This is a genomic window from Cellulophaga tyrosinoxydans (assembly GCF_900176415.1).
GTDB lineage: Bacteria > Bacteroidota > Bacteroidia > Flavobacteriales > Flavobacteriaceae > Cellulophaga > Cellulophaga tyrosinoxydans.
The window spans coordinates 532,975-557,789 of record NZ_FWXO01000001.1 but is presented as its reverse complement, the minus strand read 5'-3'; the positions used below and the strand labels follow the sequence as shown (position 1 = coordinate 557,789).

General features: G+C 33.1%; 24 protein-coding genes. 8 read left to right on the top strand and 16 right to left on the bottom strand.

The annotated features are described in order from the left end of the window. Positions 1-13: 13 nt before the first annotated feature. On the bottom strand, positions 14-1,642 hold the full coding sequence (locus B8963_RS02550) for an ATP-dependent DNA ligase (protein WP_084059833.1): 1,629 nt from the start codon (positions 1,640-1,642) through the stop codon (positions 14-16). Positions 1,643-1,667: 25 nt separating this feature from the next. After that, positions 1,668-2,684, bottom strand: a complete 1,017-nt coding sequence (locus B8963_RS02545) for a ligase-associated DNA damage response exonuclease (protein WP_084059832.1) — start codon at positions 2,682-2,684, stop codon at positions 1,668-1,670. 174 nt (positions 2,685-2,858) lie between these two features. Here B8963_RS02545 and B8963_RS02540 point away from each other — a divergent pair, with 174 nt between their 5' ends. After that, positions 2,859-3,281, top strand: a complete 423-nt coding sequence (locus B8963_RS02540; protein WP_084059831.1) for a tellurite resistance TerB family protein — start codon at positions 2,859-2,861, stop codon at positions 3,279-3,281. 74 nt (positions 3,282-3,355) lie between these two features. On the opposite strand, the gene fbp is transcribed toward B8963_RS02540, so the two are convergent. Next, complete coding sequence (gene fbp, locus B8963_RS02535; RefSeq protein ID WP_084059830.1) at positions 3,356-4,363, bottom strand: class 1 fructose-bisphosphatase; 1,008 nt, start codon at positions 4,361-4,363, stop codon at positions 3,356-3,358. A 187-nt stretch (positions 4,364-4,550) separates the two neighbouring features. On the opposite strand from fbp, the gene B8963_RS02530 reads away from it, so the two are divergent. From B8963_RS02530 to B8963_RS02515, 4 genes are all read left to right on the top strand, one after another. Further along, a complete protein-coding gene (locus B8963_RS02530; RefSeq protein ID WP_084059829.1) occupies positions 4,551-5,030 on the top strand; it encodes a GNAT family N-acetyltransferase in 480 nt (159 codons plus the stop codon). Next, complete coding sequence (locus B8963_RS02525) at positions 5,027-6,277, top strand: aspartate kinase (RefSeq protein ID WP_084059828.1); 1,251 nt, start codon at positions 5,027-5,029, stop codon at positions 6,275-6,277. Before B8963_RS02530 ends, B8963_RS02525 begins: the two co-directional genes overlap by 4 nt. A 98-nt stretch (positions 6,278-6,375) precedes the next feature. Beyond that, on the top strand, positions 6,376-8,205 hold the full coding sequence (locus tag B8963_RS02520) for a GNAT family N-acyltransferase (RefSeq protein ID WP_084059827.1): 1,830 nt from the start codon (positions 6,376-6,378) through the stop codon (positions 8,203-8,205). Further along, a complete protein-coding gene (locus tag B8963_RS02515) occupies positions 8,198-9,211 on the top strand; it encodes a carboxypeptidase-like regulatory domain-containing protein (RefSeq protein WP_084059826.1) in 1,014 nt (337 codons plus the stop codon). The genes B8963_RS02520 and B8963_RS02515 overlap by 8 nt, the downstream gene beginning before the upstream one ends. Before the next feature lie 83 nt (positions 9,212-9,294). Here B8963_RS02515 and B8963_RS02510 read toward each other — a convergent pair whose 3' ends face one another. From B8963_RS02510 to B8963_RS02460, 11 genes are all read right to left on the bottom strand, one after another. Further along, entirely contained in the window at positions 9,295-9,741 is a 447-nt protein-coding gene (locus tag B8963_RS02510) for an NINE protein (RefSeq protein WP_084059825.1), read from the bottom strand. 57 nt (positions 9,742-9,798) lie between these two features. Continuing rightward, complete coding sequence (locus B8963_RS02505; protein WP_084059824.1) at positions 9,799-10,185, bottom strand: VOC family protein; 387 nt, start codon at positions 10,183-10,185, stop codon at positions 9,799-9,801. Positions 10,186-10,188: 3 nt separating this feature from the next. Then, positions 10,189-10,647 carry a DUF1801 domain-containing protein gene (locus B8963_RS02500; protein WP_084059823.1) on the bottom strand — a complete coding sequence of 153 codons (459 nt, stop codon included), beginning with the start codon at positions 10,645-10,647 and terminating at the stop codon, positions 10,189-10,191. Continuing rightward, entirely contained in the window at positions 10,648-11,589 is a 942-nt protein-coding gene (locus tag B8963_RS02495; protein WP_084059822.1) for a 2-hydroxyacid dehydrogenase, read from the bottom strand. It lies immediately after the preceding gene. 8 nt (positions 11,590-11,597) lie between these two features. Beyond that, positions 11,598-11,963, bottom strand: a complete 366-nt coding sequence (locus B8963_RS02490) for a cupin domain-containing protein (RefSeq protein ID WP_084059821.1) — start codon at positions 11,961-11,963, stop codon at positions 11,598-11,600. Between the two features lie 84 nt (positions 11,964-12,047). Beyond that, positions 12,048-13,571 (bottom strand): carbon-nitrogen hydrolase family protein, encoded by a 1,524-nt coding sequence (locus B8963_RS02485; protein ID WP_084059820.1) that lies wholly within the window; start codon positions 13,569-13,571, stop codon positions 12,048-12,050. A gap of 133 nt (positions 13,572-13,704) precedes the next feature. Further along, positions 13,705-15,060 (bottom strand): magnesium transporter, encoded by a 1,356-nt coding sequence (gene mgtE, locus B8963_RS02480; RefSeq protein WP_084059819.1) that lies wholly within the window; start codon positions 15,058-15,060, stop codon positions 13,705-13,707. Next, positions 15,047-15,910 carry a 16S rRNA (adenine(1518)-N(6)/adenine(1519)-N(6))-dimethyltransferase RsmA gene (rsmA, locus tag B8963_RS02475; protein WP_084059818.1) on the bottom strand — a complete coding sequence of 288 codons (864 nt, stop codon included), beginning with the start codon at positions 15,908-15,910 and terminating at the stop codon, positions 15,047-15,049. Before rsmA ends, mgtE begins: the two co-directional genes overlap by 14 nt. 18 nt (positions 15,911-15,928) lie before the next feature. Further along, positions 15,929-16,237: a gamma-glutamylcyclotransferase family protein gene (locus B8963_RS02470; protein ID WP_084059817.1), complete on the bottom strand. Its 309-nt coding sequence runs from the start codon at positions 16,235-16,237 to the stop codon at positions 15,929-15,931. Then, entirely contained in the window at positions 16,227-16,538 is a 312-nt protein-coding gene (locus B8963_RS02465; RefSeq protein WP_084059816.1) for a DUF4286 family protein, read from the bottom strand. Before B8963_RS02465 ends, B8963_RS02470 begins: the two co-directional genes overlap by 11 nt. Before the next feature lie 116 nt (positions 16,539-16,654). Then, positions 16,655-18,442 (bottom strand): tetratricopeptide repeat protein, encoded by a 1,788-nt coding sequence (locus B8963_RS02460; RefSeq protein ID WP_084059815.1) that lies wholly within the window; start codon positions 18,440-18,442, stop codon positions 16,655-16,657. A gap of 335 nt (positions 18,443-18,777) precedes the next feature. On the opposite strand from B8963_RS02460, the gene B8963_RS02455 reads away from it, so the two are divergent. The 3 genes from B8963_RS02455 (at position 18,778) to B8963_RS02445 (ending at position 22,533) form a co-directional block, all read left to right on the top strand. Beyond that, positions 18,778-19,035: a hypothetical protein gene (locus B8963_RS02455; protein WP_143312451.1), complete on the top strand. Its 258-nt coding sequence runs from the start codon at positions 18,778-18,780 to the stop codon at positions 19,033-19,035. A gap of 75 nt (positions 19,036-19,110) precedes the next feature. Beyond that, the gene (locus B8963_RS02450; RefSeq protein WP_084059813.1) at positions 19,111-19,857 is read left to right on the top strand and encodes a GLPGLI family protein; all 747 of its coding nucleotides are present in this window, start codon (positions 19,111-19,113) and stop codon (positions 19,855-19,857) included. Positions 19,858-19,863: 6 nt separating this feature from the next. Then, positions 19,864-22,533, top strand: a complete 2,670-nt coding sequence (locus B8963_RS02445) for a carboxypeptidase-like regulatory domain-containing protein (protein WP_084059812.1) — start codon at positions 19,864-19,866, stop codon at positions 22,531-22,533. 33 nt (positions 22,534-22,566) lie between these two features. On the opposite strand, the gene serS is transcribed toward B8963_RS02445, so the two are convergent. Continuing rightward, a complete protein-coding gene (gene serS, locus B8963_RS02440; protein ID WP_084059811.1) occupies positions 22,567-23,838 on the bottom strand; it encodes a serine--tRNA ligase in 1,272 nt (423 codons plus the stop codon). A gap of 46 nt (positions 23,839-23,884) precedes the next feature. After that, positions 23,885-24,811, bottom strand: coding sequence for a bifunctional riboflavin kinase/FAD synthetase (locus tag B8963_RS02435; protein ID WP_084060694.1), 927 nt, complete (start codon positions 24,809-24,811; stop codon positions 23,885-23,887). Positions 24,812-24,815: the final 4 nt, after the last annotated feature.

Sequence of the window (24,815 nt, the reverse complement as noted above, 5' to 3'; positions counted from 1 at the left end):
TAGGGTACTGTAATTATTCGGTAGTTGTTATACTTGTGCTTGGGATTAAGCTTTTTAAATCTTCAATAGTATTGGCATCTTCTATTTTTTTGTCATGTCGCCAGCGTATAATTCTAGGGAATCGCGTTGCAATTCCACTTTTATGTCTTTTAGATAAAGCAATACCTTCAAAAGCAATTTCGAAAACGTAATACGGGGTAACACTCCGCACGGGACCAAAACGTTCAAGGGTATTCTTTTTAATCCAAGCATCTACTTTACGGAACTCGGCATCAGTAAGTCCGGAATACGCTTTTGCAAAAGTGACCAGTTCGTTTTCTCCTTCCTCGTTTGTATTCCAGAGCGCAAAAGTATAATCGGTAAATAAATTACTTCTTCTTCCATGTCCGCGCATAGCATAGGTTAATACGGCGTCAATAGTAAGTGGGTCTACTTTCCATTTCCACCAATCGCCTTTTTTTCTACCAACTAAATAAGGAGAATCTTTTCTTTTTAGCATTAAACCTTCGCTATACATTTCGCGTGCCCGTTCTCTTTCTTTGGCAACCTCTTCCCAAGAATTGAAATGAATAGTTTCAGAAATTTGAATTGGTAGGTGCTCCGTAGCTGAAATAGTTTCAAATAATTTCTCTAATAGCTCCCTTCGTTCTATAAAAGGAAGATGCCGAATATCATTCCCTTCCCATTCTAAAATATCATAGGCTTTAAGGATTATGGGTGTTTTTTTTAGCAGTGCTTTAGAAACCGTTTTTCTTCCAATCCTAGTTTGCAAATCATTGAAAGTACCTATGGTATTATTTGCATAAGGCAAAATTTCCGCATCAATGACGGTTCCGTTTGGAATAATGCCCACCAGTTTTTCTAATTCGGGATACTTATCGGTTACTAATTCTTCACCACGACTCCATACAAATAATTCATCATTTCTAAATATGGTTTGTGAGCGTATACCATCCCATTTATGCTCTGCAGACCATTCTTGCACATCACCTAAATCGTTCACTTCATTTTCAATAGCGTAAGCTAAATAAAAAGGATATGGTTTTGATAGGTAATCATTTTCATTCTCCTCTAAAATCAGTTCTTGAAAAGTAATCGTTTTTGGGTCCCAATTCCCCATCAATTTATAGGCTAATATATCTTCGTTTATTTCAGTAGCTTTAGATAAGGCCTTTGTCATTAATTTTTGACTTACACCAATTCGGAAACCTCCAGTAATTAATTTGGTAAAAACAAAACGTTCATAATAATCTAATGCTTTCCAATTGTTGTAGAGGTATTCTTTTTTCTTTTCTTCTGGTTTCTTTTTTAAAAGAATCATCTCTTCTAAAAATTCCGTGAGCGATTTGTCAGTTTGTAACGGATTAGATGGAATTACTAATGCTATAGTTTCTGCTAAATCACCCACAATATGGTAGCTCTCTTCAAAAAGCCATAATGGAATGTTAGATAATTCAGAAGCCCATTGCCGTAATAAAGTAGTGTTCACAGGTCTTGGAGGTCTTCGATGTGATAAGATTGCGATGGTCCACACCTTATCTGTATCACTGGCCTTTGCAAAATACTCCGCTAGGGCAGCAACCTTTGTATTTGTTTTGGTTGTGCTGTCTAGGGTTTTAATAAGTGAAGCAAAGTTCTTCATGCGGTAAAATTCAAGATAAGGTGTTCTATGTAATTATTTTTTCTTCTATTTCTGTGGTTTCTTCTTCTCCGTATTGTGTTTCTTCGGTTCTGGCATCATACCCTTGTTCGCGTAAGTATCTTGAAAAAATATCAGAATAGCCATGTGTGCAAATTACCTTTTCCGCACCAGTAGCTTTTATACTTTCTAATAAGCCTGTCCAGTCGCAATGATCGCTTAATACAAAGCCTTTATCAATAGCTCTTCTTCGTCTTGCACCTCTAAATGTCATCCAACCGCTGGCAGATCCTGTAACGTAAGGCACCATTTTTTTAATCCAAGTGCTGCCATGTGCACTAGGTGGAGCGAGTACCATATTACCCAATAAATCTTGTTTTTTGGTTTCCTTGGTAATTAGTGTTGTTTCCGGAAAATCAACGAGTGGACGCAACACTTTGGTCATGTTTTCTATGGCGCCGTGGGTGTATATCTTACCTATTTCAGGATTTAAACATTTTAGTAAGCGTTGTGCTTTTCCCAAACTATATCCAAAAAGTATGGATGTTTTTCCTTCCGCTTTGTTTTCAAGCCACCAGTTGTTAATAGATTCCATCACTTCGTGTTGAGGTGTCCATTTAAAGGCTGGTAATCCAAAGGTGCATTCTGTAATAAAAGTGTCACATTGTACTACTTCATAAGGCGTAGAAATTCCGTCGTTCTCAGTTTTATAATCCCCAGTAAAAACCCAAACATCTCCTTTATGTTCAACGCGTATTTGTGATGATCCAATAATATGCCCTGCAGGATGAAGGCTAAACTTTACGTTATTTATAGTAAAGGTTTTGCCCCATTCTATTCCCGTTACATTAATTTCGCCAAGCCTGTGGCATATAATCGGTACATTTCTATGATGAGTAATGTAGCTTTTATGGCCATAGCGACTATGATCGGCATGACCGTGTGTAATGATAGCCTTATCAACAGGTTTCCAAGGGTCTAAATATACCTTAGCAGCACTGCAATAAATACCTTTTTCGGTAAATTGAAGTAATGGTTTTTTCATAGCATGCTGAATTTACAAAATTCAAGAATCAAATGACACTTCTTTTGGTATTTGATGAAAATAATTCAATTGAAAATGTTGTTCAATTGTTTTGGTAACACTAAAATAATCTAGTCTAAGAGGAATAAAGAACTCGAAAAAAATTATATTTGCTCCTATAAAAAAATAGAAATTATGTCTTTTGTAGATTTATATAGTAGTGGTGAACATAGAAGAAATTTAGCACATTTTGCATCAATTGCTTCTTTAGCTGCTATTGATGGGGCGGTTAACCCTCAAGAAAAAGTATTATTAGATCGTTTTGCTAGAAAATTAGATATTACCGATGCAGAATATGCTGAAGTGATGAAAACTGAAAATAAGTATCCAATTAATCCTCCATCGACTTCTGAAGAACGTTTAGAGCGTTTATATGATTTATTTAGAATTATTTTCGCCGATCACGAGATTGATGAAGAAGAAATGATTTTAATTAAAAAGTATGCATTAGGTTTAGGTTATAAGAGCGATGCAGCTGACAAATTAATTAAAAGATCAGTTGAGATTTTTGGAGGTAGAATAGATTTTGATGATTATTTGTATTTAATCAAGCATTAAAAAACAAACAAAGGCTACTGAAAAGTAGCCTTTGTTTGTTTCATATTTGAAGCGTTGTTTTATAATGCTATAAATCAATTGTACTTTCTTATAAATTCTTCGGCTTTTTCTACCATTTTACGACTTCCGCAGAAGAAAGGCACACGTTGATGTAATTCTGTTGGATTAATCTCCATTATTCTGCCTTTGCCATCACTGGCTATACCGTTTGCTTGTTCTGCTATAAATGCCATTGGATTGCATTCGTAAAGCAACCTTAATTTCCCTTCAGAAGCAACACTACTTTTTGGGTACATATAAATTCCGCCTTTAATCATGTTTCTATGAAAATCAGAAACTAACGAACCTATATATCGAGAAGTATATGGTCTATCATCTTCTTCTTTTTGACAATATTTAATATAGTCTTTTACACCTTGAGGAAAGTGAACATAGTTTCCTTCATTAACAGAATAAATTTTACCTGTCTCTGGAAATTTCATATTCGGATGCGATAAATAGAATGTACCTAACGCTGGGTTTAACGTAAATCCGTTTACGCCATCACCTGTGGTATAAACTAACATGGTACTAGTTCCGTAAACAATATAACCTGCTGCAATTTGATTGATACCTGGCTGTAAAAAATCTTCTAATGACACAGGAGTTCCAACAGGAGTAATTCGTCTGTATATAGAAAAAATAGTTCCTACCGAAACATTAACATCAATATTAGATGAGCCATCTAGCGGATCAATTAAAACCACATATTTGTTTTGATGATTATTATCAAAACTATTGATGCTTATAAAATCATCTTCTTCCTCCGAAGCAATTCCACAAACTATTTCGCGCTTTTTTAAGGTTTGGATAAATTTTTCGTTAGCAAGTACGTCAAGTTTTTGCTGATTTTCACCCTGGATATTAGTATCGCCTGCTTCTCCGATAATGTCAACTAATCCTGCTTTGTTAACTTCATGGTTTACCACCTTTGCAGCTAACCTAATTCCATTTAAAAGTCTTGATAATTCACCTGAGGAATATTTGAACGAATCTTGATTTTCAATTATAAATTCTCCAAGGGTTTTGTATTGCCTGGTCATGTAAAGAGTGTTTATTTAGGTACAAATATCGCCTTTTTTGTGAAACTACAACGTTTTCGTACTTTTTATATTTTTTAAATTTATAACTTCATGTTATATTTGTAACAATTATTTTTATATGAAGCTTGAGATTGTATTTTTATAAACTAATTAAGCAATTAAGTATAAAAATCGTAAAAAAAGGACCATGAATTTTTCAATAAGAGATGCCGAAAAAAGTGACATGAATCAAGTTTTAAAGCTGATTCAAGAATTAGCAATCTTTGAAAAGGAAGAAAATGCCGTTGAAGTGACCGAGGCAGATTTAATTAGAGATGGTTTTGGGAGTAAAGTATTGTTTAAATGTTTTGTTGCAGAGGTAGATGGGATTATTAAAGGAATGGCACTGGTCTACCCTAGATATTCCACATGGAAAGGACCAATAATTCATTTAGAAGATTTAATTGTTACCGAAAAAATGCGTGGTACCGGAATGGGAACAGCACTTTTAAACGAGGTAGTAAAATATGGAGCAAGTTTAGGTGTTAGAAGAATAAATTGGGAGGTGCTGGATTGGAATGAACCAGCTATTAAATTTTATGAAAGTAAGGGCGCTAACGTAATGCGCGATTGGGATGTTGTTCAATTAAATGAGAATGGCATTAAAAATTATATTAAAAGCATATGAGAATTTTCAAATTTGGAGGAGCTTCTGTTAAAGATGCAGAGGGTGTAAAAAATGTAGTAAATGTATTGCATCAGGTTGGGTATGAAAATACCTTGTTAGTGGTTTCTGCTATGGGCAAAACAACCAATGCCATGGAGACAGTAATCAATAATTATTTTAGCGATAAAACAACAGTTTCTTATGCAATTCAAGAGGTGTTAAAGTATCACAATGATATTTTAATGGATCTTTTTGAGAATGATAAACATCCTATTTTTAAGCAGGTTAAATCGCTTTTCGAGGAAGTTCAAGGTTTTTTAGCATGGAATAAATCGCCAAAATACAGTTTTGTTTATGATCAGGTTATTGGTTATGGCGAATTGGTTTCTTCTACTATATTGAGCGCTTATTTAAACAAAGTTGGTATTGAAAATATTTGGCTGGATGTTCGTAATTTTATAAAAACCGATGATAATTATCGCGATGCTACTGTAAATTGGGAAAAAACGCAAGACAGTATCTCCAAAGGCATCAATAAAAATAAATTGAATATTACTCAAGGTTTTATTGGAAGCGATGACAATAACTTTACCACAACCTTGGGTAGAGAAGGTTCTGATTATTCCGCTGCAATTTTGGCTTATTGTTTAAATGCATCAGATGTTACTATTTGGAAAGATGTACCAGGTGTACTAAATGCAGATCCTAGATACTTTGAAAAAGCACAATTATTAAATCAAATTTCTTATTTAGAAGCTATAGAACTTGCTTTTTATGGGGCATCGGTAATACATCCAAAAACATTACAACCGCTTCAGCGAAAAGAAATTCCATTACATGTAAAATCATTCATTGCGCCAAAAGATCCAGGCACAACTGTAGGGAAAGGAAAAGGTATTGAGCCGAATGTTCCTTGTTTTATTGTAAAGAAAAATCAGGTATTAATGAAATTGTCTTCTTTAGATTTTTCATTCATTGTAGAAGATAATATAAGCGAGCTTTTTAAATTATTGCACGATTATAAAATGAAGGTAGATTTAATTCAGAATTCTGCTATTAGTTTCTCTGTTTGTGTAGATAATAAATTTGGACGTTTAAATGAGTTGCTTGAAACCTTAAAAGGAAAATTTAAAGTGCAGCACCATGAAGGGGTATCGCTTTATACCATTAGGCATTTTGATGCTGAAGCAATAAATTCATTGCAAAATGGAAAAGAAATTCTTTTAGAGCAACGAGGTAAAGAAACGGTTCAACTAGTGGTAAAATAAGGAGGGAGTCATTTTTCTTTTACATAAAAAAGTTAAAAAGCATCAAAGCCATGTAACGATTTTCCTATATTAGCGTTCTAGGAAAATGTGTAGAAATTATGGGTTTAGTTACCGCTAAGGAAGTTGCAAAGGCAATTAATCTAGATAAATATGGATTTTTAGGGACTTTTATAAGCTGGTTTCTGATGAAGATTACCAGAATATCTAGTATTAATACCTTTTACGATTCTATACAACATTTAGAGGGTAAGGCCTATGCTGATGCAATTTTAGCGCATTTTGAGATAGACTTTGAAATACCCGAAGAAGATTTTAAAAGAATTCCTAAAGAAGGTCCTTTTATTACCATTTCTAATCATCCGCTTGGAGCAATAGATGGCATAATATTAATGAAATTAATGGCAGAACATCGTCCAGATTTCAAAATTATGGCTAATTTTCTGTTGCAGCGAATGAAACCTATGGAGCCATTTATTATTCCTGTAAACCCCTTTGAAACGCATAAAAATGTTAAAAGTAGTGTCTCTGGTTTTAAAGCTGCATTGCAACATTTAAAAGATGGGCATCCGTTAAGTATTTTTCCAGCGGGTGAAGTATCAACTTATAGGGATGATAAATTAATTGTAGATAAACCTTGGGAAGAAGCTGCATTAAAGCTTATCAGAAAGGCCGAAGTTCCTGTAGTTCCTATTTATTTTCATGCAAAAAACAGCCGACTATTTTATCGTTTGGCAAAGCTTAACGATGTTTTTAGAACGGCAAAAATCCCTTCCGAAGTATTTACACAAAAAAGCCGACCTATTAAGGTAAGAATAGGACAGCCAATTTCAATTGCCTCGCAGAAGGAACAAAATGGTTTGGAAGAATTTACCGATTTGCTTCGTAGAAAAACCTATATGCTTTCTAATGCCTATGAAAAAGAGCCTTTTGCAGAGCGTATACGTGAACAAATTCCTAATCCGCTTAAAATACCTAAGGCTCCTAAAAAAATTGCATCTGCAATAAGACCTGAGTTAATTGAAGAGGAAATTATTAAGCTTAGAGAAAAAGAGTGTAGACTTTTACAAAGTAAAAATTACGAGGTGTTTTTGGCGGTTGAAAAAGATATGCCATACATACTTCAAGAAATAGGTAGGCAAAGAGAGGTTACTTTTAGAGCTATTGGAGAAGGAACTAATAACGCTATAGATTTAGATAAATTCGATACCTATTACCATCATTTATTTTTGTGGGATGACAATGATAAATCTATTGTTGGTGCTTACAGAATGGGAATGGGTTCTCAAATATTTGATGCCTATGGTATAGATGGTTTTTATGTGCAAGATTTATTCCGGGTAGAACCAGAATTGTATCCTATGATGAAAAACTCTATTGAAATGGGGAGGGCGTACATCATTAAAGAATATCAACAAAAACCAATGCCTTTGTTTTTATTATGGAAAGGTATTGTGCATACCACATTACGTTTTCCAGAACATAAATATTTAATAGGTGGCGTAAGTATAAGTAACCAGTTTTCTAATTTCTCAAAATCTTTAATGATTGAGTTTATGAAATCGCACTATTGGGATCCTTATGTGGCGCAATATATACATCCGAAAAAGGAATTTAAGGTAAAATTAAAAGATGCCGATAAAGAATTTGTTTTTGACGAAACACAAGCCGATTTAAATAAGTTTGATAGATTAATTGATGAGGTAGAACCAGGAAGCTTACGATTGCCTGTATTAATTAAAAAGTACATTAAGCAAAATGCCAAAGTGGTAGCTTTTAATGTAGACCCACTGTTTAATAATTCCGTAGACGGATTAATGTATATAAAAATTGCAGATTTACCAGAGGATACCGTTAGACCTGTTATGGAAGAATTTCAAGCGGAATTGGAGCGTAAATTAGCTGCAGACCAGGAGTTAAATAATGAGTAAGCAGGTCTTATTATTTTGTTTTCTTTTTTGTTCCAGTGTCTTACTATCTGCACAATATAAAGTAGAGGGCACTGTATTCGATTTTTCTACGAAACTACCTTTAGAAGGTGTGTCTGTCTTTTATGACGGCACCAGTATAGGCACTATTACCAATCAAAAAGGGAAGTTTACTTTGGTGTCCGATAAGCAAATATCGGCACTACTCGTAATAAGTTATATTGGGTATAAAACACAAATGTTTAGTAAGCCTTCTAATGATTTAGGGCTTGTGTATTTAATAGAAAACGCTGTGCAACTTGATGAAGTGGTTATGGAGCCTGACACATGGAGTCGAGAAAAAAAATTGAATATATTTAGACAGGAATTTTTAGGCACCACCATGCCAGCACTTCAATGTAAAATAAAAAACGAAAAAGATATTCGGCTTTATTATAACAAAGCAAAAAACACCTTATTTGCCTATGCTGAGGTTCCTATACAGATTCAAAACAACTATTTGGGTTATAAAATCGAATATAATCTAATGGATTTTGAGGTGAATTTCGGGAATTTTATTGGTGATGATAAAAAGCCTGGATATACATACACGGCAGGAACCTTATTTTTTTCAGAGCTAAATACTAAAAAAGTAAAGAAGAAATATTTAGAGAACAGGTCAAAAACATATTTGGGATCAACACTACATTTTATGAGGGCTTTAGCCAATAAAAGATTAGATGAGGAAAAGTTTCAAATATTTAAAGACAAATTTCAGATACATCCTTATGTTGAATTTGATATACATTTTAACGGACAATTATCAGAAGTAAATCAAAAAACGAAACTCCTGTCTATCTTGTATGATGGACGCGAACAATCTAGTATTGAAGTTCATGTAGATACTTTTTATATTGATTATTACGGAAATCATTCTCCTTCAAAAGATATTTTTTTCGGAGGTGTACAAGGAGGTCAAAGAGTAGGGAATTTATTGCCTTTAGATTATTTAATTAACTCTATGGATTAATTGCATATGCTTAGGTATAGAACAAGAAAAAAGCCAAATCTAATTTATGATTTGGCTTTTTAAAATTTATAAGTATCCTTTAATTAAAACCAAGGTTTTTTGCCTACTTGGTATGTATTATAAAATTCTTCATCGGTTTTGGTTAGGTATATAATACCTTCAATAATACCTATTACCCATACAGCCATTAATATAAAACTACCAACAACTAAACAAACTGTTGCGTACCCAATAACTGAAGTTACAAGAAGAATAATACCTTCTTTTTGGTAGCCTAAAATAAATTTATGAATGCCTAATGACCCTAAAAATATAGCTAGTAAACCAGCAAGCATTTTTTTGTTATCACCACCAGCTCCGCTAAAGGCCTCTTTTGCACCTTCAGTAAATTCATTAGCAGTTTTTTTTGCATCATCAGCAAAGTCCCCTGCTTTTTCTTTTGCATCATGAGCAAATTCACTTGCTTTTTCTTTTGCGTTATCAAAGGCTTCTTCTGCTTTGTCGCCTAAATCTTTGTGTTCTTCTGACATGGTTGTATACTGTGTTAATTGTTATATGTAGCGATAAATGTAATAATTATTTAGCTATCAGAGAAATGCAGTATCAATTGGTTCCCATAATTCTAGCTTATTTCCATCAGGATCTAAAATCCAAGCAAATTTTCCGTAGTCAAATTCTTGAATTTCCCCAACTACTGTAACGCCTTCTTCTTTGAGCGCTTTTAGTAATTCTACTAAATTCTCTACTCTAAAATTCATCATAAAGGGCGATTTACTGGGCTCAAAATAGGAGGTATCATCCTTCATTGGGCTCCACTGTGTAGAACAATCTTTGCCTTCTTTGTCTTTCCACCAAAAGGTGCAGCCATATTGGTCTGTATTTAATCCTAAGTGATTTTTATACCATGTTTTTGAAGCATCTGGATCTTTAGTTTTAAAGAAAAATCCACCTAAGCCTGTGACTCTATTTTTCATATGTTATTTTTTCATTATGTTTTTTTCGTATAAAGATATCCATGACTCAGGAGTCATTTTCTGGCATAAATTCCCTATTAAATCATAAGGAATGGCATCTATATTTTTAAAACGAATACAGCTTTTCCCCATATCTAATTTACGATTACTATGTTTAGGATACTCGCTTACGAACCAATCGGATAAGTTTTTATCGGCATAAATTCCGGAATGGTATAAGGCAATAAAATTTTTCTGAGAGGCTAAATTTATAAAAGGTAGGGGTAATTTAGGGTCGCAATGATAGCCATTTGGATACCTCTCCTTAGGAACTACATAAGCAATCATGCCGTAACCCATGGTTTCTAAAAAACCCAACGGAAGGTTTTGTTTAATGGTATTTCTTAATTTAGAAATGGCTTCTTTCCGCTCTTCAGGAAGCTGTGCTATGTATGCGTCTGGTGTTTTGGCATCTGAGGTCATTTAATTACAAAATTTCTGTTTTACTTTATCTACCACTGTTTGAGCTAGTTTAATTTTACTTTCAAAGGTCCAGCCTGCAACATGTGGCGTAAGAATAACATTTTCTGCTTCAATTAAATATTGAAAAGCTTCAGGTAGTTCTTTTTCAGTAAACATATTTTCAAATGAGGCTTTTTCATATTCCAAAACATCTAATCCTGCGCCTAAAATTTTTCCACTTTTTAAACCATCAACTAAATCTTTAGTAACCACACATTTACCTCTCGCGGTATTTAAAAGCCAGATATTTTTCTTAAAATCGTTGATAAATTCTGATGTTATCATGTTTATAGTGGATTCTGTTTGCGGCACATGCAAACTCAGCACATCGCACTTTTGTTTCAGTTCCATTATTCCAACTTGGCGGGCATTGTCATCACTAACTCCGCCTTTAATATCATAACAGAGTACTTCCACATCAAAACCTTTTAATTTTTTAGCAAAAGCCTTTCCCATATTTCCGTAGCCAATAATACCTACAGTTTTACCGTCTAATTCAATTCCTCTATTGCCTTCTCTGTCCCATTTTCCATGACGAACTTCTTGGTCTGCCTTATTTAGTTTGTTAAATAAGGATAACAACATTCCTAAGGTGTGTTCACCTACAGCATTTCTGTTTCCTTCAGGTGCTGCGGCTAAAAACACGCCATTGCTTTTGGCAAATTCAGTGTCAATATTTTCTAAGCCTGCCCCTAGGCGACCAATAAATTTTAAGTTTTTAGCCTTGCTTAAAAAATCTTGATCAAGTGTAAATCGGCTTCTTATAATAATACCGTCGTACGTATGTATTTTAGCTTCTACTTCTTCTTTGGATGAGATGTAATCTTCGTCATTAGTAAAACCTAGCTCGTTAAATTGTTCTATAATTAAGGGGTGATTTTTATCTAAATGTAAAATGTGCATAGGGGGAATTATATTTTAGGATATTGATTTTGTGTTACTTCATGAACAGTATTACCTGTATGTGATGTTGTTTGTTTTTCAAATAATAAGAGTTCTACAATTTCATTGTTTTTAGTAAGAGGACAATGTTCTAATCCTTTTGGCACCACAATAATTTCACCTTGCTTAACAATTTCAGTTCGATCTCTAAACTGCATATACAAAGTACCTTTTAGCACTTGAAAAAGTTCGTCTTCATCTTCATGTGCGTGCCAAACAAACTCTCCTTGAATTTTAGCCAGAAGCACTTGCATATTATCCACTGTTGCAATTTGATGTGGATGCCATTTTTTTTCAAAAAGTGAATGTTTTTGTGCTAAATTGATGGGTTTCATTAAGAATAAAGAATAATTGACTTAAATATACCAAAAAAGCACCAACCTTTTAGATTGATGCTTTTCAAAAGTTATAAGAATGATTTATTTTTTTCGCAGTTCAAACAAATCTTTTCTACGATCTTTTAAGTTTTTTACGCTACCAAATTGGTTCAATTCACGTAATAAATCAATATCTACATCACAGATTAAAATCATTTCAGTATTTGGTGTGGCTTCTGCTTTTATTCCATTGGCTGGGAATGAAAAATCACACGGTGTAAATACCATAGATTGCGAATATTGTATGTCCATATTATTTACACGAGGTAGGTTTCCTACGCTACCGGCAATCGCAACATAACACTCGTTTTCGATTGCTCTGGCCTGCGCGCAATAGCGAACTCTAGAATACCCATTTTGCGTATCGGTTAAGAATGGAACAAATAAAATATCCATACCATCGTCAGCCAATATTCTACTTAATTCTGGGAATTCAGAATCGTAACAAATTAAAATTCCAATTTTACCACAATCGGTATCAAAAGTACGCAGTTCTGAACCTCCTTGCATACCCCAAACTTTTGCTTCGTCTGGTGTTACATGTAATTTTTCATAGCGTTCCGTAGATCCATCACGCTTACATAAATAACCAACATTATACAGCAGGTCATTTTTAATCTCGGGCATACTGCCTGTAATAATATTGATGTTGTACGAAATGGCTAATTCTGAGAATTTTTGAACAATTTCCGCAGTATGTTTCGCTAGTTCTCTAATAGCGTCAGACTCTTTTAAATGGTTATTCTCTGCCATTAAAGGGGCGTTGAAAAACTCAGGAAACAATGCAAAATCTGATCTATAACCAGAAACCGAGTCAATAAAAAACTCTGCTTGTTGCATTAGATCATCAAGGTTTTTGTAGCTACGCATTTGCCATTGGATAAGGCCTAAGCGAACCACTCGTTTTTCATTGCTAGCTTTTGCTACTGTTTTTTGGTAGTAGATATTATCCCACTCTAAAAGTACAGCATATTCGTTAGAAGCGGCATCGCCTTCTAAATACCCTTTCATAATTTTAGAAGGGTGAAAATCATTGGAAATCTGAAAATTTAAAACAGGATCATGAATCTCTTTACGCTTTACTTTTTCTATATATTCTTTTGGAGAAATTTTATCGGCGTATTTATGGTAATTAGGAATTCTTCCACCAAAAATGATTCCTCTTAAATTATCTCGTTCACAAAGTTCTTTTCTAAAATCATATAATCTGCGACCTAAACGTAAGCCTCTAAATTCAGATTTTATAAAAACTTCTATACCGTAAAGAACATCGCCATCTAGTTTTAACGTGCTAAAAGTATAGTCACCTGTTACTTCGCGGAAGGTATGTGGCCTATCAAATTGTGCGTAATCCACTTTTAATGATAATGCGCAACCTGCTAATTTTCCGTTAACTTTTATAACCGCTTGACCTTGTGGAAATTCATTAATTAATTTCTGAATTAACTCTTCCTTCCAATAGGCATTTTCCATATTGGGGTAGGTTTCAATCATGGCCGATTTAAGGGCTTCATAATCATCAACTGTTAAATAGGCTAACTCTATATTTTCAATACTCTTTATCATTTTGTACAACTAAATATTATGCAAATATTAAAACTTTTTAATTACAAATAGCAAAAGATTTCATAATTAAAAACACCAGACAAATGTATGTAATTATGCTAAAATATTGCTGATTTTCAGTTTTTTGGAAGAATTAAAATCCAAGTATTACTTTGGCAATCGAAAAATAAATTAAGATACCCAAAACATCATTACTGGTAGTAATAAACGGACCCGTAGCAATGGCTGGATCAATACCTCTTTTATTTAAAAAAATAGGAATAAATGTACCAATAACTGCGGCATTTACTACTACGGTAACAAGGGCAATTCCAACAGCAACAGAGACTAAATACGAAGTATTAAAACCAAAGTGGCTTATCAATAGAAAAACAAATGCCAACGCCAAGCCATTTACTAAACCTAAAAGCAACTCTTTTCCTAATCTACCCCATATGGCACCTTTTATAGTGTCATTAGCTAAACCTTGTACTACAATTGCTGATGATTGTACACCAACATTTCCCGCAGTTGCTTGCATTAAAGGAATAAATATTAACAATACAGGAAACCTTGTTAAAGCATCTTGAAATCCACTAATAATACTTGCAGCTCCTATTCCACCCATCATTCCAATTAAAAGCCAAGGTAAACGTGCTTTTGTTAAATCCCATATGCTATCATCTGCCTCTACGTCTTGCGAGATACCCGCAGCCATTTGGTAATCTTTCTCGGCTTCTTCCTTGATAACATCCACAATATCATCAATAGTAATTCTACCTACCAAACGACCAATTTCATCAATTACAGGGATGGCTTCTAAATCGTACTTAGACATTATTTTTGCAACTTCCTCCGGTTTCTCGTTTACACGAACGGAGTCTACATTGGGAATATAAACGTCTTTTATATGTGTTTTTGTTGATGTGGTGAGCAAATCTTTTAAAGACAAACGGCCTTTAAGTTTATCTTCATCATCTACCACATAAATGGAGTGTACACGCGTTACATTTTCTGCCTGTGCGCGCATTTCTTTTACACATGTAAGCACATTCCAGTTTTCATTAACCTTCACAAGCTCTTTCGCCATTAAACCACCTGCCGAGTTTTCATCATAACGAAGAAGATCAACAATATCTTTGGCGTGCTCCTTATCTTCGATTTCAGAAATTACTTTCTGAGCCATTTCTTTAGTAAGCTCAGCTATAATATCCGCAGCATCATCCGTATCTAATTCTTCTAATTCCTCGGCAATTTCTTTAGCCGATAAATTTCCAAGAATACTCTCACGAATATCTTCATCTAACTCTGTAAGAATATCAGAAGTTTTGTCACTATCTAATAATTTTATTAAATAGGTAGCTTCTTGTTCATTTAACTCATTGATAATTTCTGCGATATCCGCATAGTGAATTTCGTTTAAGAGCGATTGTAACTCATTATCGTTTTTAGTTTCGATAAGGGTTTCAATCTCTTCTATTAGCTCTTTGGTGAGTTTAAACGGTATCATTATCAATTTTGTTAGTCAGTGCTATAAAGTCTATAACAGACAGTTGTTCTGGTCGCTTGTCAAAGATAGTATCTTCTTTGAGACTATCGGAAAGATTGAATGTTTTTAAACTGTTACGAATGGTTTTTCTGCGTTGTCCAAAGGCGGCTTTTACTACTTTGTACAAGGATTTTTCATTGCAATCGATTTCTATTTTTTCTTTACGTTTTAATCTTAGCACACCAGAATCTACTTTTGGAGGCGGATTAAAAACACTTGGTGGTACGGTAAATAAATATTCAGCATCATAAAAGGCCTGTACTAAAACAGAGAGAATTCCGTAGGTTTTGCTACCTTCTTTTTCGCAGATGCGCTGTGCAACTTCTTTTTGGAACATTCCTGTAAACTCGGGTACAAACTCTTTTAATTCTAACAGTTTAAATACTATTTGAGTAGAAATATTATACGGGAAATTGCCCGTTATGGCAAATTGTTCGCCTTTAAATATAGGTGCAATATCGTATTTTAAAAAATCGGCCTCAATTACCTTAAAAGTGGATTTTCTACCAATGAATTGCGGGTGTTCTAAAAGAAAACTTTGATGGAGATATAGAATAGATTCAGCATCTAAATCCATTGCTACAAGAGCTACCTCTTGCTCTAATAGATATTTGGTTAAAACGCCAGTTCCAGGGCCTATTTCAATAAGATTGGTATAGCCATTAAAAGTAAGTGTTTCCGCAATTTTACGGGCAATAGTTTCATCTTTTAAAAAATGCTGCCCTAAATGCTTTTTAGCCTTTACTGGACTACTATCTTTAGCTGCGTTTTTAGATTTAAATTTATTCTTGCTATAATCTTTCTTGGCCATTATGACGCTCTTTTAATACTACATTACATAACACCAAGCTTCTCGCCCAGATTCTAATTTTACTTGTATTCTTCTATAATGCTCACCTTCGTATTCATCAGTAAACTTTAATTCTTTGAGTGTAATTTCAAAAACAAATCCTGAAATAAGATCGGTATTATCTTTAGTTTCAATAATGATTGGATATTGATCATAAAGGAGTTTTTTAGCTAATTTAAAACCTTTTAATTGGTCTTCATTTCCTTTTAAAACTCTTTTATAAAGCGATAACTGAACTTCTTGTTTTTGAAGACTGCCATAACTAAATAGTACTATTTTATTGCTCACTTATAACTTCTAATTCGGTTCTAAAAGCGATCATTTTATCTGCAAATAGCTTCAATCCTTCTTGGCGTAGGCGAGGAGCATCTTCTTTGTAATAAAGTTCTAACATTTCTTTGGAGGCAGCAGTATATTGTACAGAATAAGTTTTACCTCCCATTTCTTCGGTTACTAAAACACGACACATTTTTGCAGCACTAAATTTACCTGTTGCCATCATTGCTGGTATATGTTCTTCTTGCATCCATTTAATCCATTTGTCGTGAACTAAATCATCAATATTGGTGGTAACATTATAAATGTACATCTAAAACGGTGTTAAAGGTTGAGCGTTTTTATTTTCTAGTAGTGCAAAGGTAGTAGTAAAAATGGTCAAGTTCAAGAATCAGGAGGCGGAATGTAGAGAGTTGGAGTGAATACATCTCATTCAATAGCATCGCCTCTTAAAATTCGGAAATTTTTTCGGGCAATAGGAAAGTAATAGCTGTCTTGGTAGTTGTAGATTATTTTTTCATAATGCTCTTTAGCCTTTTCATTTTCATTAAATTGATGTTCATACAATTGCGCCAATGCAAAATAGGCGTCATCGGCAAGAATATCATTAGCATAGAATTCTATAATTTTTTGATAGTTGAATTTAGCAGCATCGTAATCTTTAATTTTCTCTAATAATTCGCCTTGCTTTAAAAGTGCTTCGTCTTCTATTTTCTCACCTTTATGATCTTTTAAAATCTGCTCTAAAGTTTCAATCGCATCTTTGGTTTTATTTTGATAAGCTAATAAATCGGCTTTCGCGTAAATTTTTAATGCCGTTTGTGTAGAATCTTCAAGTGAATTGTCTGAAATTAAAAGACTCAGTTGCATGGCATCATTGGCAATTAGTTGTGAAGTAGAACTCCGTAAAACCTTTAATTGTGTTAACGCCCAATCAAAATCGCCTTTATAAAAACTCGTTTGGGCTACTTTAAAACGGGCATTTTGCCCTAATACATCATTCTTTAATTCTTGTTGTATTTGAGAAAAATAAATTAAGGCCTGATTAAATTTTTGGTCGTACACCAAAATGTCTCCCAATGCCATTTTTAAGGTGGCAATGCCATAATTGTTTAAAGGTAATTCTAGAGCTTTTTTTAGAATACTAACCGCATATTCTGGATTGTTCTTTTGAAAGGTTAAAAAGTTTGCATACGCTATTTGTAATTGGAGCGTATTGCTTCTGTAGCCATATTCCGTTAAGAGGTTGTCAAAGGTGGTTTCTATCTTATTTAGTGCTGTTATATCTGCATTCAATAACTGTATATCAATACTATGTAATTGTGCATTTAATTTTAAAATGGCATCATTACTGTTGCTTATAATGAACTCAAAAAGTTCTTGAGCTATTTCGTAATCTTTATTTTCCAGTGCTTGTAAACCTAAATCTTCTATTCTAGAAAGGGAACTTTCGTCCGTTCTCTTATAAATAGCTTTTTCTTGTGTAAATGCACTTTTAAATTGTTTCTGACGCACAAATAACCAACTTAACAGCTCGTTCCAAAGAATATTGGGGTCTTTTTGGGCGTTTTTCAGAAGAACTCTTTTTAAGATGATGTTGTTCTCAGCTTCAGCATCGCTAGTAATAAAATCATCAATATTTCGGAGGATGCTTTCTTTAGATGCATTACCATTTTGAAGAAGGGCCAAATAAGAAACATACATTTCCTCAATTTTTCCTTGTTCACCATAAATACGCGCAAGCGGAAAATTAAAGTCGAGTTCGGGTTTTACTTCCATACCTTTTTTAAACGCCTGTTCCGCATAATCTAGCAAGGTAAATTTTTGGAATCTACTACCAATACTATACGCAAAATTTGGATTTTTTTCTATAACATCAAGTGCTTGCTTGTAATAATCTGCTGCAGCATCTGGCTTATTTTGAAGCGTGTAATTATAACCAATTTCTACCAAAAGTATAGGGTGAGCTCGATCGCTAGTTAATTTTTGCTGTAATAATTTCTCAGCATCATCATAACGCTCTAATTGCTGGTAGCAAACAATTAAGTCTTCGGCATAATCATTACGTGTAGGATTGTCTTTGGTTAGTTTTTCAAAAAAAATGACTGCTTTATCAAAATCACCATCATTCAAGTATTGCTTCCCCAAAAAATAATCGTCTTGGCAAAGTGCTATTTGAAAACAGAAAAAGCTAATTAAGAATAAAACGACCTTCAAAACTCTTTTTTCTCAAAGATAAGCAGAAAGCATAAAAAACAATTGGTTCTTTTCTTAAAAGCAAACCAAAGAAAAATTAGGCCAAAAAATAAAAACCATAGAAAGTGTATGGTTTTTATATAGTCTGTTGTAGAATATTTCCTATATCTTGTTCAAAGTATTAACAAAAAACCTCTGGTTGGCTGTATAGTAACTAAAATCTCTTAAAAAATTAATCCTAAAACCAAATTGCCTATGACATAGACAAAAGTACCAAACCAGAGGAATGTATTGCAAAGGTAATATACCTCGTAGCTTTTAAAAATTATTTAACAAAAATGAAAATTTTAAAAATTATGAAAAAATTATTTTTTACCCTAGCGTTTGTATTTGTAGCAAGTTTTGGATTTGCAAGTACACAATTAGAAAATGTAGTAACAGATAAAATAGTTTATGAATATGGGACTTGCACTATAATTATTACTGCTTACAATTCTGACGGTGAAGTAGTTGATTCTAGAATACATACTTTTCCTGCGGATACACAAAGTGAGTGCAATACTATTGCTAATAATGTACTTACCCTATATAAAATTGGGACATTGAAAATGTAAATAAAAGGTGGTTATACCTATTATAACCACCAATTTTAATATTTAAAAATTCGATAGATAAATTTATAACAGCATATGAAAAAGATTATTAACATTATATTTCTGTTACTTTTAATAAAAGTGTTTCCACAATCAAAAAAAAATAGTTTTGTTAGAGTAGAATATGATATTTTTTATAATACAGAACTGCCAAATACAAAAAAAGGTATTTTAGAAATAGATTTGAATTTAAATAATTCAGTATTTTTTCTATCCGAAAGCAGTCTAGAATCAGGCTTAAAAAAAGATGACGATAAAATAACCTTAATCGGTAAAAATGGTAATCGTTATATGAAAACTGATAGAGCTAAAAAATTGATTCAGTATTCAGAATTTATTAAAAATGAAACTTACCTAGTGAATGACTCAATATTTGAGTTGAATTGGGATATTAATCATACTGAGATAAAGAAAATAGGTGAAATTGTTTGTAATAAAGCTACACTTTATTTTAGGGGAAGAAATTATATAGCTTGGTACGATATTAAAAACCCAATTAATTTTGGGCCGTGGAAATTTAACAATCTGCCAGGACTAATTTTAGAAATATATGATGAAACAAATAGATATAATTGGAAGGCAAGTACTATAGTTTTCTCTAATAAATCAGAAATTGAAATACCTAAAGAAGATATTCAAGTAATTTCAATTCAAGAATTTGTTGACTTAAGATATTCTCAAAATAATTCAAAAATTTATTCTAAAATGCCAAGGGGGGTACAAACAGAAATAATAAATGTAGGTAGGTCCGGTATTGAAATTAAATTTGAATGGGAAGAATAAAATTAAATGAAGAAAACTCAAATTCTACTTTTAATACTCTTAGTTGCTTTTTTTGAATCTTATTCACAAACTATCTTAAAGGGTCAAATTTTAGATGAATTGAATAAAGCAATACCTTATGGGAGCATTTTACTTAAAAACACATCTGACGCATCTATAATTGCCTATAGTTTTACTAAAGAAGACGGTTCATACACCTTAAAAACTTTAGAGACAGGGAATTTTATATTAATATTTTCAGCATTAGGTTATAGAACTAAAACCACAGAGTTAGCTATTTCGGATTCCTCTTCAGAAATTATTACTAATGTAATCCTAATTGAAGAAGCTTTTGCCTTAAACGAAGTAATTGTAAGTTCAGAAAAACCTATCACCATAAGTAATGACACCATTAATTTTAAAACTAATTTTTTCACCAATGGTACAGAACAAAATGTGGAGGATTTGTTAAAAAAAATACCTGGTTTATCAGTAGATAGTCAAGGTACTATAAAAGTGGGCAATCAAGAGATAGAAAAACTAATGGTAGATGGCGATGATTTGTTTGAACGTGGCTATAAAGTACTCTCCAAAAACATGCCAGCCTATCCTATTGAAGAAGTAGAAATTTTAAAAAACTACTCGAACAATCGCTTATTAAAAGGTATTGAAGAAAGTAATAAAGTGGCACTTAATTTAAAACTCAACGAAAAATCTAAACGCATTTGGTTTGGTAATTTCACATTAGGGTATGGTTTAGTTAGTGAAAACCGTTACGAATTGAAAGGTAATCTAATGAATTTTGGCAAGAAAAATAAATATTATTTTTTAACCAATTTGAACAATACAGGTTCCGATGCTATTGGCGATGTGCAAAACTTAGTACGCCCCTTTAGATTTAACGAACCAGGTGTTATTGGTGATAATGTATCGATAACTAATTTAATAGGCTTAAATGGTGGAATCTCCAATTTTAAACGTGAACGTTCAAATTTTAATAATGCTGAGTTACTTTCGCTAAATGCTATTTTTAGCCCTACAGAAAAATTAAAAATAAAAACCTTAGCTTTTTTGAATACCGATGAAACCATTTTTTTTAGAAATGCTACCGAAACGGTTAATGTAAATACTATAGATTTTACGAATTCAGAAGACTTTAAGTTGCGTAATAAAACTATTTTGGGTTTTGGTAAGCTAGATTTTAATTACACTATATCAAAAACAAAATCGCTAGAAGCTACTACTAAATATAACTCAGGAAACGATCATAACAGCGCAAATTTAGTGTTTAACGGACTCTCAACTATTCAAAGTTTAAAAAACAATAATACGCTTTTTGATCAAAAAATCACCTATTCCAATAAGTTTAAAGACAAAAAAGTGTTTCTACTAACCGCGAGGTATATTCAAGAAGAAAGCCCTCAAAATTATGTAGTAAATCAGTTTTTATTTGAAGAACTTTTTACATCTTCGACAAACGCAAACAATGTAAAGCAGTTTATTGAAAATAAAATGCAGTATATTGGTATCAATGCTCATCTCTTAGATCGTCGAGAAAATGATGATTTAGTAGAAATACAAGTGGGCAATGAATACTGCAACGATAAACTAAATACAGCTTTTGAACTATTTGAAGATGATAATAGCCTTGATTTTCCTTTAGGGTATCAAAATCAAATTCAGTATCGTGTTAATGATGTATATGTAAAAAGCAAGTACCGTTTAAAAATAAATGATTTTGCCCTTTCAGGAATTTTAGATCTACATCAATTATACAACAGTCTAGATAATAATGAAAATAATAAAAGTGAAACGCCATTTTTTATAAACCCTAGTTTTGGCGCAGAATGGAAAATAAATGGTAAAAATAAACTAATAACTACATATTCGTATAATACCACAAACGCTAAAATTTTAGACCTTCATGATAATTATGTGCTTACCAGTTTTCGCTCATTTCAAAAAGGGTTAAATACCTTTAATCAGTTGAATAATAGTAGTGTAGTTTTAAATTATGAGTTGGGGAACTGGAGCGATCGCTTTTTTGCAAATACTTTTATGATGTATAGCAAAAATCATGACTTTTTCTCTTCAAATACTTTTTTAAATCAGAATTACACGTTATCAGATAAAATAAGAATAGAAGACAGGGAATTTTTAAGCATCAATTCTAAAATAGATTATTATTTTAAAGCCATATCGTCTAATTTAAAGTTAGATGTTGGCTATTCAAAATCAAATTATAAGAACAGTATTAATAATGCTGCATTAAGAGAAGTGAAAACCGCAAATTTTAATTACGGATTAGAATTACGTTCTGGTTTTCGAGGATTTTTTAATTACCACCTAGGCACAAAATGGTTGACCAACACCATTGAAACTACTATTAGTAATAATTTTACAGATAATACAAGTTTCTTAGACTTGTCGTTTTTATTTGATAAAAAGCTGGATATTCAGCTGCAAAGTGAACGTTATTATTTTGGAAATTTAACCACAGACAACACCTATTATTTTCTCGATTTTGATGCACGCTATAAAATGCCAGAGCAAAATGTAACCATTACATTAACAGGTAAAAATTTATTTAACACTGAAACATTTAGACAAGTGTCTATTAGTGATATAGGTAGCGCTACAACTGAATTTAGATTACTGCCAAGATTTGTTTTGCTAAAATTAGAGTATCGGTTTTAAAGTTTAATTCACCCATAGGAGGCTAGGAGGCTTTTAATCTATCCTATCAAACCCACAATACGGTATTAATACTTCTGGAATTCGAATGCCATCTTCTGTTTGGTAATTTTCTAAAATACCAGCTAAAACACGCGGTAAAGCTAAAGAACTACCATTTAGCGTGTGTGCTAGTTGGCTTTTGCCCTCTTCATCTTTATAACGCAATTTTAAACGATTAGCTTGAAAGGTTTCAAAATTAGAAACAGAACTTATCTCTAGCCAACGGTCTTGAGCGGTAGAAAATACCTCGAAATCAAAAGTCAGGGCAGAGGTAAAGCCTAAATCGCCACCACAAAGGCGTAGTATTCTATACGGTAGTTTTAGTTCTCTTAAAATATCTTTTACATGCTCCACCATGCCGTTTAAAGCTTCATACGATTTATCTGGGTGTTCTACACGAACAATCTCTACTTTATCAAACTGATGTAATCTATTTAGTCCACGAACATGTGCGCCATAGCTACCTGCTTCTCTTCTAAAACAAGGGGTGTATGCAGTGTGTGTAATCGGGAAATCTTTTTCGTTTAAAATTACATCTCTAAAAATGTTGGTTACTGGAACTTCTGCCGTTGGAATCATGTATAAATCATCTGCAGGCATATAATACATTTGCCCTTCTTTATCAGGCAATTGCCCTGTGCCGTAACCAGAGGCTTCATTCACCACATGTGGCACTTGAATTTCATTATAACCAGCTGCGGTGTTCTTGTCTAAAAAGTAATTGATTAAAGCGCGTTGCAAACGAGCACCCTTGCCTTTATATACCGGAAAACCTGCACCAGCAATTTTTACGCCTAACTCAAAATCGATGATATCATATTTTTTAGCTAGTTCCCAATGCGGTAATGCGCCATCAAAAAGTACGGGAACAGTCCCTTCTTTATAAACTTCTTCGTTGTCTTCTTCAGATTTTCCTGCAGGAACCGAATCATGCGGTACATTCGGAATTTGATATAAAGCGTTTTGTAATGCAGTCGCTGTATCGTTTAAATCGTCAGTCAGTTGTTTTGAAACTTCTTTTAAATTAGCAGTTTCTTCTTTTAAGGCATTAGCTTCTTGGGCTTTTCCTGTTTTGTAAAGTGCGCCAATTTCTTTGGAAAGCCTGTTAGATTCTGCTAACGTATTATCTAAATTAGTCTGTAATGACCTGCGTTTTTCGTCAAGATCTAAAACAGTAGCAATAAGGGATGCAGCATCTAAATTTCTCTTCTTTAGTGCTTCAATAATAGCATCTTTATTTTCTCTAATAGCGTTTAGCTGTAACATGGCTTTATTTTAAGTCGACAAATTTAATGGTTTTTAAGCGAAATTTCTATGCAGAGATGATAGATAACGATGTTTTTTTATCGATCTCTAATTGTGCTTTTAATTGATCTACAGAATCAAATTTATGCTCGTCTCTAATGCGGTCTAAAATATCAATTTGTAGTTTTTGGTCGTATAAATTCTGATCAAAATCGAAAAAATGAATTTCAATACTTTTTTCGGTTCCTGAAACGGTTGGGTTAAAACCAATATTCATCATTCCATAAACCACTGTATTGTTAATTTCACTTTTAACTACATAAACTCCGTTTTGAGGAATTAGTTTATAAGATTCTTCTATGTGTAAATTAGCTGTCGGAAATTTAAGTTGGCGACCTAATCCTTTTCCTTTTTTTACCCTTCCGGTAAGCATGTATTCATAGCCTAAATACAAATTTGCCGTTGCAATATCGCCGGTTTCAAGTGCTTTTCTAATTTTAGTAGAACTCACTGAAACTTCATCAATTTCTTGAGCGGGTATTTCATCTACTTTAAATCCAAAAGTTTTACCAAAGGCAATAAGGTCTTTTATATCTGCATTTCTGTTTCTGCCAAATCTATGATCGTAACCAATAATAATTTTTTTACTATTTAGGCCATTCACCAATATTTTTTGCACAAATTCTGTAGCAGATAGCCTAGAAAATTCTTGAGTAAAAGGGTAAATAATTAAATTATCTAAGCCTATTTTTTCTAAGATTTTTATCTTTTCTTCAATGGTATTTAGGAGCTTAATATCAGCATCCTGTTGTAAAACCATTCGTGGGTGCGGAAAAAAAGTAAGTACGGTCGCTTTTAAATTTAACAGTTTGGCATCATTTATGAGCCTATCTAGTAATTTTCGATGCCCAATATGTACGCCATCAAAAGTGCCTATGGTAACTACACTTGGCTGTTGGTTGTCGAATTTAGTTGTGTTTTGAATACTTATCACGAAA